Genomic DNA, 15,866 nt, shown 5'->3' with positions numbered 1-15,866 from the left:
AACGAAAGATGAAAAATACGTTCTTCCTGGCAGCAGCTTTGTTCCTGGCTTTAATTTCTGGCACCAATGCACAAAGCACCTTGCATGTCGGGGTCCGCTCCGGTTTACAGATGAGCACCATCAAACAATCCGAACTATTGAGCGAACTGACGCCTAAAGCAGATTATATCTACAGCAATACCACTGCTGCTTTTGCAGAACTGGATTTTGGCGGCAACTTTTCCGTACAAGCCGAATTGGGTTATGCTGGCCGCGGTTTCGGTTATGACTTGCAAAAAGACGTGAAGATTGGCGATTTTGAAATTCCCCTGGGTGCCCGCGCCGATTTTCGTTTCAACACCCTGGAGTTGCCCGTATTGTTCAAGGCAAAATCAGGCCTAGATGCGGTACGCTTTTATGCGCAGGTAGGTCCATATCTTGGCTACAACCTCAACAGCAAGCTGATCGCCAGAACCTCCGGGATCATTGAAATCAAACTTTTTGAAATGGACATCGACCTGGATGCGGTCAATTACAATCGACTGGAAGTAGGTGGTATAGCTGGCGCCGGAATGGAAGTCAACACTGGCATTGGCCGCTTCTTCCTGGATGGCCGTTACCAACATGGTTTCACTGCGAATGCTGATATCCCAGTGGTGCAAGAGACTTTCCGCAGCAGAGGATTTGCGGTACAGGCTGGGTTTGCACTCCCGTTAAACTAACAAAAAGGGTTTCAGGTTCCAGCCCCGTCCGGTCACTGAGCGAAGTCGAAGTGCCGGGTGGGGCTGGAACCTGAAACCCTTTTTTATTTCATTTCCTTCAGTAAACGGGCCACATCCACCATGAACTGATCCACCGACTTGGGATCGGTTCCATCACAGAAAGCGCGCACCCGGCGCTGGGTATCCACCAAAATCAAACGGCCACTGTGGTCAAAACCACCTGGCGCATTGGGATCTTCCTGCGCGATGCTGAAATAATCATTGGCAATACTGTAAATAGAATCTTTTTCTCCGGTTACAAAGTGCCATTGGGGCAATCCTACGCCCAAATCTGTCGCAAACTTTTTCAAACGAGGAATCGTGTCGTGCTTGGTGTCAATCGTATGAGACAACAGAACCAGCCTGCCTTCATCCTTGAACCGCTCAGACAAGCGGAGCATTTGTTTTTTTACTTTGGGACAGATGGTAGGGCAAGAGATGAAGAAAAAGTCTACCACATAAGCTTTCCCATCAAAAGTTTGATTGTTGACCTCCTGACTATCCTGATTCACAAAGGAAAAGTCGCGAATGGTATGATAGACGGTGTCTCCATTGACCACATCAAACTCTCCTAAAATGGGTAGCGGAGCGTTTTGATCTGGCGCACCCAATTGGCAGCCTACTACCAAGGGCAGCAGCAGCCAAAACAAGTATTTGCGCATAAATCAGGTTATTGTTTGCGGTTTGCCAATGCCTTTTTGGCTTTATCAATGGTCTCATCAGTAAATTGACCGATGCGTAGGATTTCATCCTTTTGAGTGGTCAGGTATTTTTCCAACTCTTCTGGCTTCATCGAAACTTTGTTCAATTCCAGGTCACTGACGCCATTCATCCAGTTCATCATGGATTCTTCAGCCTCTTTGAGGTTGACGGTGACCATGCTCAGGTTTTCACGGGTTTCCATGGTCATGGTGGTATCCAAAAACAGATACTGCCGCATTTCCTTGTACAATTCGTTCAACTCTCCCATTTTGGGCATGATGCGGTCGTGCTCCGTCATCATTTCCTTTTCAATTTTTTCTCCAGCTCCTGCGGCACCAGTACCGCCACAAGCAAATGCCAAGGCCATCAGTAGCATTGACGCAATCATCAAACGTATTTTCATGGTGTAAAAATTTTGGTAATCAGAAGGGCAAAGGTAAGTGAAAAGTTGAAAAAAAATTGCGAAATGATGTACGCATCCGTAGCGGCGACCCTATGTGGTCGCCGGGTATAGCGGAGCCATACAGCATGCCGTCACGGATTTTTTTGTTTTTCCCAACGCGCAATGTACTCCTCCACAATGCCATCAATGATGTCGCGTAGGAGGGTTTTTTCCATCTTGGCGATGGTTTTGAGTTTTTCCAGTTTGCGCTCGTCAAATTGTAAGGTGAGGCGGCGGGTGGCATGTTGGTCAAATTGCACTTTAGGTTCGATCGTAGAGCGGATCAGTGCATCCAGGCCCTCCATGGGTTTGGCGCTACGCTTTTTGATTTCAGCTTCAGCGGGCACTTGCTGCATTTGCCTATCAAAGGATTCTTCAAAGGCCTCCATGAGGAACGCTTGCAAGTCGTCGGTAAAACGTTTGCCATGGGTTTTTTTGCTGGGTTCGGGCTTAGGGGTGGGGTTGATGCTTTTGGCAGTGGTCGATTCAGCCGAGAGCAGGGCATTGCCTCGCAGCGTATCCTCCTCGGGGCTGCTGAGCAGGCTTTCAAGACCGGCGGTGAATCGTTTTTTACTCATTGTTTCCTTTTTCTCCCACGAATAAATTCGTGGGTTGAGTTTGTATGGTAGCCTCCCGCGGATAAATCCGTGGGTTGGCGTAAGTTTTTGGGAATGAAAGGCCAACACACCCACACTGTCACACATCACACTCACACCCTTTCTTGTGGGTTGGCAGCCTAAACTTTATGCTTTGTATTGGTTCTTTCGATGATTTCTCGGCTTAGGTTCAGGTAGTCCTCGGCACCGGGGCTATTGGGGCTGTAGGCAAAGATGTCTTTGCGTTGAGAGGGTGCCTCAGCTAGGGCTACGTTGTCGCGAATCATCGTGTTGAACACAATTTCTCCAAAGTATTTTTTGATGGTTTCCACCACATCGCGGTTCAATACCTTGCGGGCATCGTACATGGTAGCAATCACACCACCGATGTAGAGGCCTTTGTTGAGGCGGAATTTCACCTTATCAATCACTTGTTTGATTTTGGCCAAACCTTGCATGGCCAAAAACTCCGTTTGCAGCGGAATGTATACGGTGTCGCTGGCAGCCAGTGCGTTTAAGGTCAGCAGCGCCAGTGAGGGAGGACAATCGATGATGATGAAATCATATACACCACGAATGGGCTCAATAAGTTCCTTGAGCAGGTATTCGCGCCCGGCTTCGTTGATCAATTCCATTTCAGCCCCGGATAGGTCGAGGGTGGAAATGACAATGTCCAGGTTCTGTTTAGCGGGGTAGGGAACCAATGGTGCTTCCCCCCGCAGCGATTCGTAAATGGACTGGGGATGCCTTGGAATGCCTAACGACAAGGTGAGATTGGCCTGCGGGTCGAGGTCAATCAACAGTACTTTTTTACCCAATTCAACCAACCCCGCTGCAATGTTAATCGAACTGGTTGTTTTGCCTACACCACCTTTATGATTCAGCAACGAAATAACGATACCCATATTGATCACTTATAGCCCTGTGCCTGCTTTTGTGTTTGCAATGTTGCAAACTCAATTGGACGAAATTAGGCACAAAAATTCAAATTAAGGGCAAATTTCGCGATTTGACACCGATTTTTTTTACTTGAACGCCAATTAAATCAAAAAAATTAGCCAGATCCACAGTATAAAGTCCTTTAGCTCAGCCTAAATTATACATTACTTTGCAGTGCGTAGTCCTTATACTTTTCGGGTTGCCCATTGGAACTCGGTAAGTTATCAAAAGCATCCACAGCTTGTTGGTTGCTCATAAATAGGTTGTTTTCACCAATCAATTCACCCAGTCCAGTTTTGGCGAAAATGTCGCGTACTGGTCCAATCAGGCTGGCGAAATAGATGTTAATACCTTGGGCTTTGATTTCCGTCACCCAATCTTTAAGGGCATGAACCGCACTACTGTCGACATGGCTGATGCTTTCCGCATAAATGACAACGGCTTTAAGGGCATTGCCGCGCTCCGCCATCAATTTGCTGAGGTGATCTTTGAAGTAATTGAGGTTGGCGAAATACAGTGGACCATCCAAGCGCAAGATGAGTAGGTCTTCCCGCAACTCTAGGTTGTCAAAACGGTAGATGTTGCGGTAAAAATCGGTATTCGGGACTTTAGCAAGTACTGCAATGTGCGGGCGGGTTGAACGGTACACCACCATCCCCAGTGAAAGTACCACTCCTGCGCCAATCCCCGTTTCAATCCCCATGGTCAGGGTGATGATAAAGGTGGCAATCAGCATCCAAAAATCGGATCGGTCTTCTTTCCACAAATGCAGGGCTTCTTTGAAATCGATCAAACCAATCACGGCCACGATCACCACTGCTGCCAGCACTGCATTGGGCAGATAGTAAAAGAGAGGGGTCAGGAACAACAAGGTCAGGACGATCAACACCGCGCTAAAAATAGAAGCCATCCCGGTTTTTGCCCCGGCTTGATCGTTCACGGCCGTACGCGAAAACCCTCCCGTGATGGGATATCCCTGAAAAAAAGCTGCGCCAAGGTTGGCTACACCTAAGGCCACCAGTTCCTGATTGGCGTCCACGTTGTAATTTTTATGCTTGGCCTGGATGGCTTTGGCTACCGCAAAACTTTCCATAAAACCCACCAAGGAAATGGTCAGTGCTACGGATATTAAACTTTTCCACACGCTGGGGTCAAAGGAAGGAGTAGAAATAGCAGGCAAACCACTGGGCACTTCACCCACAATTTTGATGCCGTAATCCGTTAAATTAAGTCCCCAAACGGCTAAAATGCCCAAGACCACGGCGATTAGTGAAGTAGGTAAACTTTTGTGCAGTTTTTTCCCATATTTGATCACTACAATGGCTACAATCCCTATTCCTATGGTCAATAAATGGGTATTGCCGATATTTTTGGCCAGTGCCAGCAGCATTTCCTGGATGTGTTCACTTTTGGGCAAGTCAATGCGCAGCAAATGTTTCAACTGGCTCAAACCAATGATGATCGCCGCCGCTGAGGTAAAACCACTAATGACCGGATGAGATAAAAAATTGACCAAAAAACCCAAACGAAAAACGCCCATAGCCAGCTGCAACACCCCCACCATCAAAGCTGCGGTGAGTGCATACACTAAGTACAATTCTGGAGTAGCCGGTTGCAAGGCACCAATACCCGCTGCAGTCAGGAGTGAAACCATCGCCACAGGGCCTACGGCCAATTGTCGGGAGGTGCCCAGGATAGCATAGAGGATTAAAGGAACGGTTACCGCATACAAACCATGAATAGGGGCTAGGCCCGCCAGCATGGCATAGGCCATACCTTGTGGAATGAGCATGACGCCTACGGTGAGTCCCGCCGATAAGTCGCCTTGCAATTGATCTTTGCTGTATTTAGGAAGCCAGGCTAAAATGGGGAAAAAGCGCTTGAGCATATACTTGTATTTTGATTCGAGTCCTTGATTTGAGTGCAAAATTGCGGGTTCAGCGGCTGGAATTTTGTAATGTGGATCACCAAGCCAAAATTTAACCTAAACTATTTTTTTAAAAACGCGCTTCCAATGTGATCCTTGTCACTTCATCACACCTATCTCTCCTGTAGTTTTGTGTCATCATCAGCGAAACTGCTGTATTCTTCCCTAAAATAACTACCTGAATAAATACAAAGCATCACATTTATTCATCGCATAACCAAAATCTACAAGGTATGAAGGTAGAACAAATTTATACAGGATGTTTGGCAGAAGCTGCCTACTACATTGAAAGTGAGGGGGAAGCCGCCATTATCGACCCATTGCGCGAAACCCAACCTTACATCGAACGCGCCGAAGCCGATGGCGCTACCATCAAATACGTGCTGGAAACCCACTTCCACGCCGACTTCGTATCCGGTCACCTCGACCTAGCCAAAAAAACCAATGCTACCATCGTTTTTGGACCAACTGCCCAGCCCAATTTTGAGGCCCATGTAGCCAAAGATGCTGAAATACTCAAACTGGGTAAAGTGAGCATCGTCGTGCTGCACACACCCGGCCATACCATGGAATCGAGCACCTTCTTGTTGCGCGATGAAAACGGCGTGGATTATGCCCTTTTCACTGGGGATACCTTATTCCTCGGCGACGTTGGCCGTCCTGACCTAGCCGTAAAAACCGACCTCAGCCGCGAAGACCTGGCGGGGCACCTCTTTGACAGTTTGCGCAACAAAATTATGACCCTGGCCGATGAGGTCATCGTATATCCCGGCCACGGCGCTGGTTCGGCTTGTGGCAAAAAAATGAGCAAAGAAACCTGGGGTACTCTGGGTGCCCAAAAGCAAGTCAACTACGCCCTGCGCGCCGACATGTCCCGCGCCGAATTTGTGAAGGAAGTCACCACGGGTTTGGTCGATCCACCCCAGTACTTCCCCAAAAACGCGGTGATGAACAAAATGGGCTACGAGAGCTTCGAAGAAGTACACAATCGCGCCATGCAGGCTCTGAGTGTACGTGCATTCAAAGCAGCCTGGGCAGAAGAAGACGCCCTGGTGATTGACACCCGTCCTCAGGATGAATTTGCCAAAGGCTTTATTCCCGGCTCCATTTTCATTGGCATTGATGACACTTTTGCTCCTTGGGTAGGTGCGCTGGTGCCCGACCTGAAACAACCGATCCTGTTCATCGCCGATGCAGGCCGTGAAGACGAAATTGTAACCCGTTTGGCCCGTGTAGGTTATGACAATGCCATCGGTTACCTCGAAGGTGGTTTTAAAGTCTGGCAGGAAGCTGGCGAAGAGCAGGATCTGATCAAAGAAATTGCTGCGGAGGATTTTGCCAAAATCTACAACTCCAGCATCAACTTACTGGATGCCCGCAGAGTCAGCGAGTACGAAACCCAACACGTGGACGGGGCTACCAATTTCCCGCTGGATTTCATCAGCCGCAACATGTCTACCCTCGATCGTGAGCAACTATACTACGTACATTGTGCTGGCGGCTATCGCTCGATGATCGCCGTTTCGATTTTAAAGTCGCGTGGATTTACCAATATCATCAACATTCAAGGAGGCTTCAAAGCATTACAGACTACCAATTTGCCCCTGAGTGAATTGGTGGAACAAGCTACAGAATTGTAACAAGTCGATGTCATTTGAAGAATCTTGTTGATTTGTGGGGAGGTGGCCGAGGGTCGCCTCTCCTTTTTATTTTTTGCGTAAAAAATCTGAACGCTTGTGATTTAGATCACATAAACCTCTACTTGATTAGTCGATTTTTGCTTTACTTTTCAACCTCAGTGCGCAATAAATTGTACTTTTATTGTCCTGAGCGATAGCAACCAATAAGATTTTTTCAAAACAGACTGGATATGTCCAACCTAATCGAATTCATCCGGCAACCCTGGCATTGGTCAGTAGCCGGAGTGCTGATCGGCCTTACGGTACCAGCCTTGCTCATTTTGGGCAATAAAAATTTTGGGATCTCGGCCAACCTGCGCCACATCTGTGCAGCTTGCCTTCCGGCCAATATTCCTTTTTTTAAGTACGACTGGAAAAAGGAAGCCTGGAATCTCTTTTTCATCGGAGGGGTAGTCATTGGTGGATTCATTGCTGCCAAATTCCTGAGCGATCCCAACGATGTGCAGATCAGCCCAAGTCTGGCGGCATCCCTGTCGCAATACGGGATCACTGATTTGAGCAATATGGTGCCTAGCCAGTTGTTCAACTGGAGCACCCTGTTCTCGCTCAAAGGATTGTTTTTCTTTGTAGTTGGCGGCTTTTTGGTGGGTTTTGGCACTCGTTATGCAGGGGGCTGCACCAGTGGTCACGCCATCAGTGGTTTGAGCAATTTGCAATGGCCCTCTTTGGTTGCCACCATCTGCTTCATGGTCGGGGGATTTATCTCTGCCAATTTGATCGTACCCTTTTTGTTGGGCCTTTAAAAAATGCAAGTCATGGTAAAAGATACAAATAAATCCAACGAACCGCTGCAAGACACCGACTACGAGGTACGTTCCTTGCACACCATGTGTGTCAACGAAAGTGAGCACCACGAAGGTTTTGTGGGCAACCTCAAATACGCGGTGATCGGGTTGTTGTTTGGAATCGTTTTTGTAAAATCGGAAGTGGTTTCCTGGTTTCGCATTCAGGAAATGTTTCGCCTTCAGTCGTTTCACATGTACGGGGTGATTGGCACCGCCGTAGTGGTTGGGGCGATTTCGATTTTTTTGATCAAAAAATTCAAAATCAAAACCATCAAAGGTGAATCCATCGAATTCCAGGATAAAACCTTCAACAAAGGCCAGATCATTGGTGGTTTGCTCTTTGGGATCGGCTGGGCGATAACGGGTGCCTGCCCCGGGCCCTTGTTTGCACAATTGGGAACGGGGGCCTTGGCGATCATTGCCACCATCATCAGTGCAGTAGCGGGTACCTGGGTGTATGGATACCTGCGGGATAGATTGCCGCATTGATCTTGAAGGGAGTTACTCAGCTAAGGTGAGCCTATGGTTTCTTCGGTTTCTTAGGTGGTGAAAAGAAAAAAACCTGCGTAGCAGGGTACTCTTTCACCACCTAAGAAACTTAAGGCACTCAAGGAATCACCTAAGCAATGACAAAAAATGCTAAAATTCGTTCAGTTTTTAGAAAAGAACTGTGTTCCCTATGCCCAACGAGCTCGAAAAATACATCCAGTCTTACTTCGGCTTCCCCCCTGAAAGCCTCCAACAGGTCCTGCAATTTTTTAAACCCAAAACTTACCCCAAAGGGACTTATTTGCTAAAAGAAGGTCAGTATGCCGATTGGCTGGGCTTTGTCCAAAGTGGCATCGTTCGGGAATATTTGATCGACGACAAAGGCCGCGAAGTCACCAAGTGGATTTCCTCACCCGGCTATTTTTCGGTCGATTTGGCCAGTTTTTTATTCAATCAACCCGCCCGTTGGAATTTGCATACCCTGAGCGATGTAGAACTATTGGTGATTTCGAAAACGGATTACGCCAAGATCGATCAGGTGGTTCCCCGTTGGTCTACCTTGGAAAAACTGTTCATTGCCCGCTGTTTTACCATCCTGGAACAAAGAATTGTTACCCACCTATCGCTGTCTAGCGAGGAGCGCTATGATCTGTTTTTTAGCCAAAATCCGGAATTGTTCAATCAGGTGCCGCTGCAATATTTGGCGTCCATGTTGGGCATGACTCCGGAGACGTTTAGTCGAATTCGGAAGCGGCAGTTGGAGCGGTGAGGTTTGGACTCCATTGACACTATTATTTTTTCACAAAGAAACCACAAAGGAGCACAAAGAACACAAAGCGTCGTCAACGTCTAACTTTGTGTCCTTTGTGCTCCTTTGTGGTTTCTTTGTGAAAAAATGTCGCTTTGGAGCTGCTCTATCATACAACTCTAACTCTCACTGCGCAGAACTTGCTCCCCCTGCCCCCTTTGGCCGAATCGACTTGTACACCAGCCCTTGAATCCGCTGCCGGGTATCAAACTTCTCCAAACGATTGTTCTGCTGAGAAGGAAAAGTGCGATTCGAGAGGAACACATACACGAGATTGTGCTCAGGATCCACCCAGGTACAAGTACCCGTAAAACCCGTGTGCCCAAAAGTGCTCTCCGACGCCTGCGCCGACATATTGGTGGGGTAACTTGCTCCCATTGGGTACATGTCAAAACCTACTCCCCGGCGAATGCTGCGCGGGTGCCGGGTAATGAAATTTTGTACCGTTTGTGGCTCCAGGTACCGATTCCCACCATAATAACCTTGTTGCAGCAACATTTGCATGATCACCGCCAGGTCATTGGCATTAGAAAAGAGGCCAGCATGGCCACTTACCCCGCCCAGCATGGCTGAGCCCATGTCGTGTACGTAACCCTGAACACGCTGCTGGCGGAAGTAACGATCCTCTTCGGTGGGTGGCATTTGTTCAATTGGAAATTTTTTCCAGGGGTTAAACGTAGCCGACTGTAGTCCGAGTGGGGCATAGAAGGTAGAGTCGACATACTTGTCAAAACCCACCCCGCTTTGGTGCTCCACCATTTGCGCCAGCATGTAAAAACCCAGATCGCTGTAACGGTAATTAATGTTGGGCCGCAATTCTGATTGGCGGATTTGCATAAAAATGCTGTCCATGAAATTTTTATTCATGTACAAATTGCTGGCCACCGGCACCACAAATTCTCCTTCGGGGACGCTGCGATAATATTTTAAGGAAGGTTTGTTCAAACTATCCGGGGTATGCGCCAAGGTTCGTTTGTAAAAAGGCAACCAACCAATCAAACCTGCATTGTGCGCCATGATGTCCTGGACGACCATGGCCGCCTTATTGGTGCCATTGAGATTGGGCAGGTAATTGCTCAAAGGCTTGCGCAAATCGATGCGGCCATCGTCCATAAAACGCATCATGGAAATGGTTGTGGCCGCAATTTTGGTCACTGAAGCCAGGTCAAACACATCCGAGGTTTGGGTCGGATGATCCTTGAGGTAAGTATGGTGCCCGAAAGCTTTTTCATAAATGATTTGCCCGTCTTTGGCCACCAGGACCACACAACCCGGCGTAGCTGCCACATTGATCGCTTCATTGGCGATGAGCTCGATGCGATTCAGGGTATCCGAAGACATCCCCACTGCTTCCGGGATGCTATAGCCCAAACGGCCATTGGCCTGGGTTTCTTCGCCCACATTGAAGCGGCTGCGCTCGGAAGCGGTGATGGGCAAACGCCCCGTCATGCCAAAGGCTCCAAAAAGGGCTTGAGCACTTAAATCCTGTACCAGTGCCTCACTCTCGTAAGCCATTTGGACAGACTCAAGCTCGTCAAAAAACTTCAAGCTGTAAGGCGAGCCAAAAATGCTGAGTACTACCTTGGTTTGGGTGTTGAGTTTTTTCAAAAACTGAATGCTGCTGTACGAAATGCCGTAGTTTTTGGAAGCCGCCGAAGTCATTTCATGCAAACTGACAAAAACCACCTTGTATTTGCTTAGTTGGGCCAACAATGCGGCCTGGCGATCGTCGTTGAGTTCTTTCCCAGTGTAAAGATGAGTCATTTTGGCGTAGGAAGCCAGGCGTTTTTGGAAAGCGGTCAGGCCATCGGCACCGATGCTCAATGACGCAAAACTCAGGGTGTCAACCCGCCCAAATGGCACTAGGTGCTGGGTATTGCGCACCATAGTTAGTGCATTTTTGATCAACTCGCGTTTGAGTGTTTCAGCTTGGGCGTTGTTGACGTCTTTGCGGGCAGTAAGTACCTCTTTAGGCTGGTATTTGGTCAAACCCAAGCGGAATTTATAGGTCAAAATCCGCTTCACACTGGCATCAATTTGCTCCTGACTGATTTTGCCTTCCCGAACATAGCGCTGGAGTGCTTCGATGGCCTTGGCGGTACTGGGCGGCACACAAATCATGTCATTGCCCGCCAAAATCGCTTCGGCTTCGGCAATGCCGTCCGAAAAATGCTCGGTAACCCCCTGCATTTCCATGCCATCTGTAAAAATCAAGCCTTCAAAACCCATCGCCCGGCGCAAAACGTGGGTGATCGTATTGCGTGACAAGGAAGTAGGACGATCATCACGATCATCCAGCGCAGGTACTTGTAAATGAGCCACCATCACCCCGCCAATGCCATAATTCACCAAAGAACGGAAAGGGTAAAACTCCACGCTGTCCAAACGGCTCATTTGATGGTTGACCACCGGGAGGTCGTAGTGCGAATCGGCATCGGTATCGCCGTGGCCAGGGAAATGTTTGGCGCAAGCCATGATGCCATTGTCCTGCATCCCTTTCATGTAGTGGTAGGCTTTGACGGTTACATTGTAACGGTCTTCACCAAAGGAACGGTAACCAATCACCGGATTGCGGGCATTGCTGTTGATGTCGGCAACGGGGGCAAAATTGACGTTGAGGCCAATACGTTTGCTTTGGCGGGCAATTTCCTGGCCCATTTTGTACAATAGATCGTTGTTTTGAATGGCACCAAGGGTCAATTGTTTGGGAAAACTGATGGCGCTTTCTTTCATGCGCATGCCCAAACCCCATTCGCCGTCGATGGCGACCATGAGGGGGATGCGAGAAAGGGTTTGGTATTTATTGGTGTATTCTAGTTGTTTTTCGGGTGTGCCCTGAAAAAAGCAAAGCGCTCCCACTTTGTATTTTTTGACAATTTCTGCTACGGACTCAGCATAGGCATCTCCCTTGTCAGAATGCGCCCGAATCATGATCAACTGACCGATCCGTTCGTCCCCACTCATGGTGTTGAACACCGAATCTACCCAATGTTTTTCAGTGGGTGAAGCGGGGTTGATACTGTACACTTTTTGAGCCGCAGTCTGAGCAAAAAATAAAACACAAAGGATTAGCGTGAGTAGAATGGCTGCTACTGGTTTCATGGCTAAGTACTTGTTTGGCGAATAACGCTGTAATCAATTAGAGTGTGAGCTGGTACGTCGATGGGATGAGCTGATCAGTAATGAAGGGCGATAAAAAAATAAGTGTTCATTTTGCCAAGGGATTAGATAAATAAACGGTTCATTTAAAGTGCCTTATCTAATCCCTTGGCTCATAAAAATGAACATTTATTTTTGCCCCACTACTACGTAGATTTTCCAGTGTAAAAAGCTCTACTTCAGGTGTTAGGGTCAGTGATTTTTCATTTTTTGATAACCTCAATGGCTTAAATATAAAGCTTCCTGCGGATTTACAACCCTCTTTTCCCGATTTTGTGAAAATTTAACATTTTACAATTTTTTAAAAAGTAAACTTTCCTACTGCTATTTTATGCCTTTTGCGGTATTTTTAGCGTCATTGGTCGCTTATGCAAAAATGGGATTTTTTTTCTACCTAAAATAACGCCAATATTTATTCTCAACCTTGTAAAACCTAAGTATGAAAGGACTATTGCTAACCCTTACCGCCCTACTAAGCGTATGGTGTTTGAGTACGGGCTTAGCTCAGAGCAGCGAAGAGGCCCTCAAGCCGATCACCCGAACCTATGCACTCAAAAATGCCACCATCGTAGTCAAACCTGGCCAAACCATCACCAATGGTACGGTTGTGATTAAAGATGGACTGATCATCAGTGCGGGTCAAAATGTGAGCATTCCTGCCGACGCTAAAATCATTCCTGCTGATTCCCTATTTGTCTACGCTGGGTTCATCGATGCCCTCTCCAACGCGGGTATTCCCCGTCCAGAGGTACGCCCCACTGCTGGTGGCGGACCCGGAGGTGGTGGAGGGGGAGGCCAAGGTCAACGCCCACAAGGTATTAACCCTGGTAGCCCACCCAATGACCTGGCGGGGATTCAACCCGAATTGCAGGCGCGCAACCTCATTAAAGCGACGGAAAAATCCATCGAAGACCTGCGCAAACTAGGCTTTACCAACGCCCACGTTGCTCCGATGGGTCGGATGCTGCCAGGAAGTAGCGCCCTGATTTCACTGGGCGGCACCGCTGCCGACAACATGGTAATGAAAGACAATTTCGCCATGATCAGCCAGTTGGTAGGTGCCCAAGGTTTGTACCCTAACACCGTAATTGCCGTAATGTCCAAATTCCGGGAATTGTACAAGCAGGCGGAACAAGCCAAAGCGCACGAAAAAATGTATGCGGCTAATCCAGCAGGCATGTCTCGCCCCGCAACGGATCGTTCTTTACAGGCATTTTACCCGGTCATCGACAAACAACGCCCAATTTGTTTTGTGGCACCTGACCTCAAGTCGGTTTACCGGGTTTTGGCGCTGCAACAAGAGCTGAAATTCCCACTCATTCTGGGCGGTTTGCGTCAGGCCTGGCCATTAGCAGACCAGCTCAAAGCGCAGAATATTCCCTTGATTCTTTCTTTGGATTTGCCCAAGATGGATAAAAAGGAACCTGCAAAAAAGGATTCTACTGCGAAAGATCCCGAATTGGAGCGTCTTGAAAAACGCCGTGCCGACGAGATGAAACTCTACGAAGCCCAAGCGGCTACCTTCGCGGGCAAAAGCATCAATTTTGGTTTTTCTACCATGAATGCCAAAACTGCCGACATCCGGGAAGCCCTGCGCCGTATGGTTAAAGCTGGGTTAAAAGAAGACCAGGCTCTGGCTGCTTTGACCACCACTCCTGCTGCTATGTTTGGCGTAGCTCAAAGTTTGGGCACAGTGGAAAAAGGCAAGATTGCCAACCTGGTGGTCTCAAAGAAGCCTTATTTCGATGAAAAATCCCAGGTGCGCTACGTGTTTGTGGATGGTACCATTTACGAGTTTGAAGCAGAAGCTGCTGCTCGTCCCGGTGCGGGTGGCCCGGCAGGTGCACGTGGTGCTGCTGCGCCAAGCGATCTGGGCAAATTTCTTGGCAAATGGAACTACGAAATTGACGCCCAGGGAACGGTCTACAAAGGCACGCTGAGTCTGATTGACGACGGCGGTAAAATTGGCGGTACCTGGACGGATGCAGAGGGCAAAAGCAAATCAATGTCCAGCCCAGCCCTGAAAGGCAATGACATGACCTTTAGCTCTACGGTAAACATGGGTCAGGAATTGCCCCTCGACTTTGCAATTACCTTCGACGGTACCAAGTTCTCTGGCAAGGTAAAAGTAGGCGATTTCGGTGCATTCCCCATCGAAGGTTCCAAAGAGCCACGCAATTAATGAAACGGTAAAAAACAAAACAATGAAGCAATTCACCATCATAAGTTGCTGCCTGTTGATTGCCCTGGGACTCCATGCCCAAGCCAGCAAAGGCAGCATGCTCATCAAAAACGGTACGGTATTGACCGTGACCAAAGGTACGCTGGAAGGCTCCGACGTACTGATCGAGAATGGCAAAATCACCCGAATTGGCAAGGGCCTGACTGCTCCAGCCGGGGTCAAAACGGTAGATGCTACGGGAAAATACGTCATGCCCGGCATCATCGACGCCCACTCCCACATTGCCATCGATGCGGTAAACGAAGCGACCAACCCAGTTACGGCGGAAGTTGCGGTCGGTGACGCCATTGATCCGATGGACATTTCCGTTTATCGGGCTTTGGCGGGCGGCTGTACCTCTTCCCACGCCATGCACGGTTCGGCCAACGCCATTGGTGGCCAGTGTCAGACCATCAAACACCGCTACGGCTCCCTCAATCCCAACGAGTACCCGATGGAAGGAGCTCCTCGCACCATCAAATTTGCCTTGGGCGAAAACCCCACTCGTGTACACGGCATTGGCCGGGGGATTGTTCCACGCACCCGCATGGGGGTAGAATTTGTGATCCGCAAATCTTTCTCCGAAGCCAAAGCTTACAATGAGGCCTGGAAAAAGTACAACGCTGAAAAAGCCAGCAAACCAACGGCCTTGCCTCCAAAATACGATCGGAGATTGGAAACTTTGGCCGCCGTACTTAGTGGCGAGATTCTGATTCACTGCCACTCTTACCGCGCCGATGAAATCCTGATGCTGATGAACGTATGTAAGGATTTTGGCATCAAAAAAATCACTTTCCAACACGTGAACGAAGGTTTCAAAGTAGCGCCTGAATTGGCTGCCTTTGGCGCTTCGGCTTCAGTGTTTGCCGATTGGTGGGCTTACAAGTTTGAAGTGTATTACTCAACGGCTTACAACGCCAGCATTTTGACTAAAAACGGCGTGGTTACTTCCATCAACTCCGACTCTGGCGACTACATCCGTCACCTCTACCACGAAGCTGCCAAGACCCAATATTATGGTGGCTTGACCGACGAAGAAGCCCTGGCTTTGATCACCATCAACCCCGCTAAACAGTTGGGTGTGGAAAATCGGGTTGGTTCTTTGGAAGTAGGCAAAGATGCTGATGTGGCCATTTTTGATGGACATCCCTTGTCAGTTTATGCAGTGCCCGTCATCACTATCGTTGATGGAGTCGTTCGTTTTGATCGCGCCAATGATCCTGACGACATGCGTTTGGACATTGACCCTATCCGGGCTACTACTACTTTCCAAATGGGCTCTGACCACGATCACGATCGTTGCATGCATGGCGTAGCCGAAGCGATGGAGCAATTGTTTCAATTGAAAAACTAATCAG

General features: G+C 48.4%; 13 protein-coding genes. 7 read left to right on the top strand and 6 right to left on the bottom strand.

Annotated features, from left to right (window positions below):
• Window positions 1–8: 8 nt before the first annotated feature.
• On the top strand, window positions 9–701 hold the full coding sequence (locus ACEW9O_RS16785; protein ID WP_373551341.1) for a porin family protein: 693 nt from the start codon (window positions 9–11) through the stop codon (window positions 699–701).
• 83 nt (window positions 702–784) lie between these two features.
• Here the strand turns inward: ACEW9O_RS16785 and ACEW9O_RS16780 are convergent, their stop codons facing one another.
• The 5 genes from ACEW9O_RS16780 to ACEW9O_RS16760 all read right to left on the bottom strand — a co-directional run bounded on the left by ACEW9O_RS16780 (window position 785) and on the right by ACEW9O_RS16760 (window position 5,307).
• Window positions 785–1,402, bottom strand: a complete 618-nt coding sequence (locus ACEW9O_RS16780) for an SCO family protein (RefSeq protein ID WP_373551340.1) — start codon at window positions 1,400–1,402, stop codon at window positions 785–787.
• A gap of 8 nt (window positions 1,403–1,410) precedes the next feature.
• Window positions 1,411–1,845, bottom strand: coding sequence for a hypothetical protein (locus ACEW9O_RS16775; RefSeq protein ID WP_373551339.1), 435 nt, complete (start codon window positions 1,843–1,845; stop codon window positions 1,411–1,413).
• Window positions 1,846–1,976: 131 nt separating this feature from the next.
• On the bottom strand, window positions 1,977–2,462 hold the full coding sequence (locus ACEW9O_RS16770) for a hypothetical protein (RefSeq protein ID WP_373551338.1): 486 nt from the start codon (window positions 2,460–2,462) through the stop codon (window positions 1,977–1,979).
• 158 nt (window positions 2,463–2,620) lie between these two features.
• Window positions 2,621–3,385: a ParA family protein gene (locus tag ACEW9O_RS16765; protein ID WP_373551337.1), complete on the bottom strand. Its 765-nt coding sequence runs from the start codon at window positions 3,383–3,385 to the stop codon at window positions 2,621–2,623.
• A 191-nt stretch (window positions 3,386–3,576) separates the two neighbouring features.
• Entirely contained in the window at window positions 3,577–5,307 is a 1,731-nt protein-coding gene (locus tag ACEW9O_RS16760) for a SulP family inorganic anion transporter (RefSeq protein WP_373551336.1), read from the bottom strand.
• Between the two features lie 272 nt (window positions 5,308–5,579).
• Between ACEW9O_RS16760 and ACEW9O_RS16755 the strand changes: the two genes are divergently transcribed.
• The 4 genes from ACEW9O_RS16755 (at window position 5,580) to ACEW9O_RS16740 (ending at window position 9,089) form a co-directional block, all read left to right on the top strand.
• Window positions 5,580–6,986: a rhodanese-like domain-containing protein gene (locus ACEW9O_RS16755; protein ID WP_373551335.1), complete on the top strand. Its 1,407-nt coding sequence runs from the start codon at window positions 5,580–5,582 to the stop codon at window positions 6,984–6,986.
• A 230-nt stretch (window positions 6,987–7,216) separates the two neighbouring features.
• Window positions 7,217–7,789: a YeeE/YedE family protein gene (locus ACEW9O_RS16750; RefSeq protein WP_373551334.1), complete on the top strand. Its 573-nt coding sequence runs from the start codon at window positions 7,217–7,219 to the stop codon at window positions 7,787–7,789.
• A gap of 12 nt (window positions 7,790–7,801) precedes the next feature.
• Window positions 7,802–8,320: a YeeE/YedE family protein gene (locus ACEW9O_RS16745; protein ID WP_373551333.1), complete on the top strand. Its 519-nt coding sequence runs from the start codon at window positions 7,802–7,804 to the stop codon at window positions 8,318–8,320.
• A gap of 190 nt (window positions 8,321–8,510) precedes the next feature.
• Window positions 8,511–9,089: a Crp/Fnr family transcriptional regulator gene (locus ACEW9O_RS16740; RefSeq protein ID WP_373551332.1), complete on the top strand. Its 579-nt coding sequence runs from the start codon at window positions 8,511–8,513 to the stop codon at window positions 9,087–9,089.
• A 165-nt stretch (window positions 9,090–9,254) separates the two neighbouring features.
• Here ACEW9O_RS16740 and ACEW9O_RS16735 read toward each other — a convergent pair whose 3' ends face one another.
• Window positions 9,255–12,230 (bottom strand): glycoside hydrolase family 3 N-terminal domain-containing protein, encoded by a 2,976-nt coding sequence (locus ACEW9O_RS16735; protein WP_373551331.1) that lies wholly within the window; start codon window positions 12,228–12,230, stop codon window positions 9,255–9,257.
• 496 nt (window positions 12,231–12,726) lie between these two features.
• Here ACEW9O_RS16735 and ACEW9O_RS16730 point away from each other — a divergent pair, with 496 nt between their 5' ends.
• Together ACEW9O_RS16730 and ACEW9O_RS16725 are read left to right on the top strand one after the other, a co-directional pair.
• Window positions 12,727–14,469 (top strand): amidohydrolase family protein, encoded by a 1,743-nt coding sequence (locus tag ACEW9O_RS16730; RefSeq protein ID WP_373551330.1) that lies wholly within the window; start codon window positions 12,727–12,729, stop codon window positions 14,467–14,469.
• Window positions 14,470–14,491: 22 nt separating this feature from the next.
• Entirely contained in the window at window positions 14,492–15,862 is a 1,371-nt protein-coding gene (locus tag ACEW9O_RS16725; protein ID WP_373551329.1) for an amidohydrolase family protein, read from the top strand.
• The last annotated feature ends 4 nt before the right edge of the window (window positions 15,863–15,866 follow it).

Origin of the sequence: Haliscomenobacter sp., assembly GCF_041740695.1 — a bacterium.
Lineage (GTDB): Bacteria > Bacteroidota > Bacteroidia > Chitinophagales > Saprospiraceae > Haliscomenobacter.
This window is presented reverse-complemented; position numbering and strand designations above follow the sequence as displayed.

Bases quoted from the DNA above. Each gene is read 5' to 3' on its own strand.
- ACEW9O_RS16760 (WP_373551336.1), bottom strand. From the start codon at position 5,307: ATGCTCAAGCGCTTTTTCCCCATTTTAGCCTGGCTTCCTAAATACAGC.
- ACEW9O_RS16765 (WP_373551337.1), bottom strand. From the start codon at position 3,385: ATGGGTATCGTTATTTCGTTGCTGAATCATAAAGGTGGTGTAGGCAAA.
- ACEW9O_RS16725 (WP_373551329.1), top strand. From the start codon at position 14,492: ATGAAGCAATTCACCATCATAAGTTGCTGCCTGTTGATTGCCCTGGGA.
- ACEW9O_RS16780 (WP_373551340.1), bottom strand. From the start codon at position 1,402: ATGCGCAAATACTTGTTTTGGCTGCTGCTGCCCTTGGTAGTAGGCTGC.
- ACEW9O_RS16785 (WP_373551341.1), top strand. From the start codon at position 9: ATGAAAAATACGTTCTTCCTGGCAGCAGCTTTGTTCCTGGCTTTAATT.
- ACEW9O_RS16755 (WP_373551335.1), top strand. From the start codon at position 5,580: ATGAAGGTAGAACAAATTTATACAGGATGTTTGGCAGAAGCTGCCTAC.
- ACEW9O_RS16730 (WP_373551330.1), top strand. From the start codon at position 12,727: ATGAAAGGACTATTGCTAACCCTTACCGCCCTACTAAGCGTATGGTGT.
- ACEW9O_RS16775 (WP_373551339.1), bottom strand. From the start codon at position 1,845: ATGAAAATACGTTTGATGATTGCGTCAATGCTACTGATGGCCTTGGCA.
- ACEW9O_RS16770 (WP_373551338.1), bottom strand. From the start codon at position 2,462: ATGAGTAAAAAACGATTCACCGCCGGTCTTGAAAGCCTGCTCAGCAGC.
- ACEW9O_RS16745 (WP_373551333.1), top strand. From the start codon at position 7,802: ATGGTAAAAGATACAAATAAATCCAACGAACCGCTGCAAGACACCGAC.
- ACEW9O_RS16740 (WP_373551332.1), top strand. From the start codon at position 8,511: ATGCCCAACGAGCTCGAAAAATACATCCAGTCTTACTTCGGCTTCCCC.
- ACEW9O_RS16735 (WP_373551331.1), bottom strand. From the start codon at position 12,230: ATGAAACCAGTAGCAGCCATTCTACTCACGCTAATCCTTTGTGTTTTA.
- ACEW9O_RS16750 (WP_373551334.1), top strand. From the start codon at position 7,217: ATGTCCAACCTAATCGAATTCATCCGGCAACCCTGGCATTGGTCAGTA.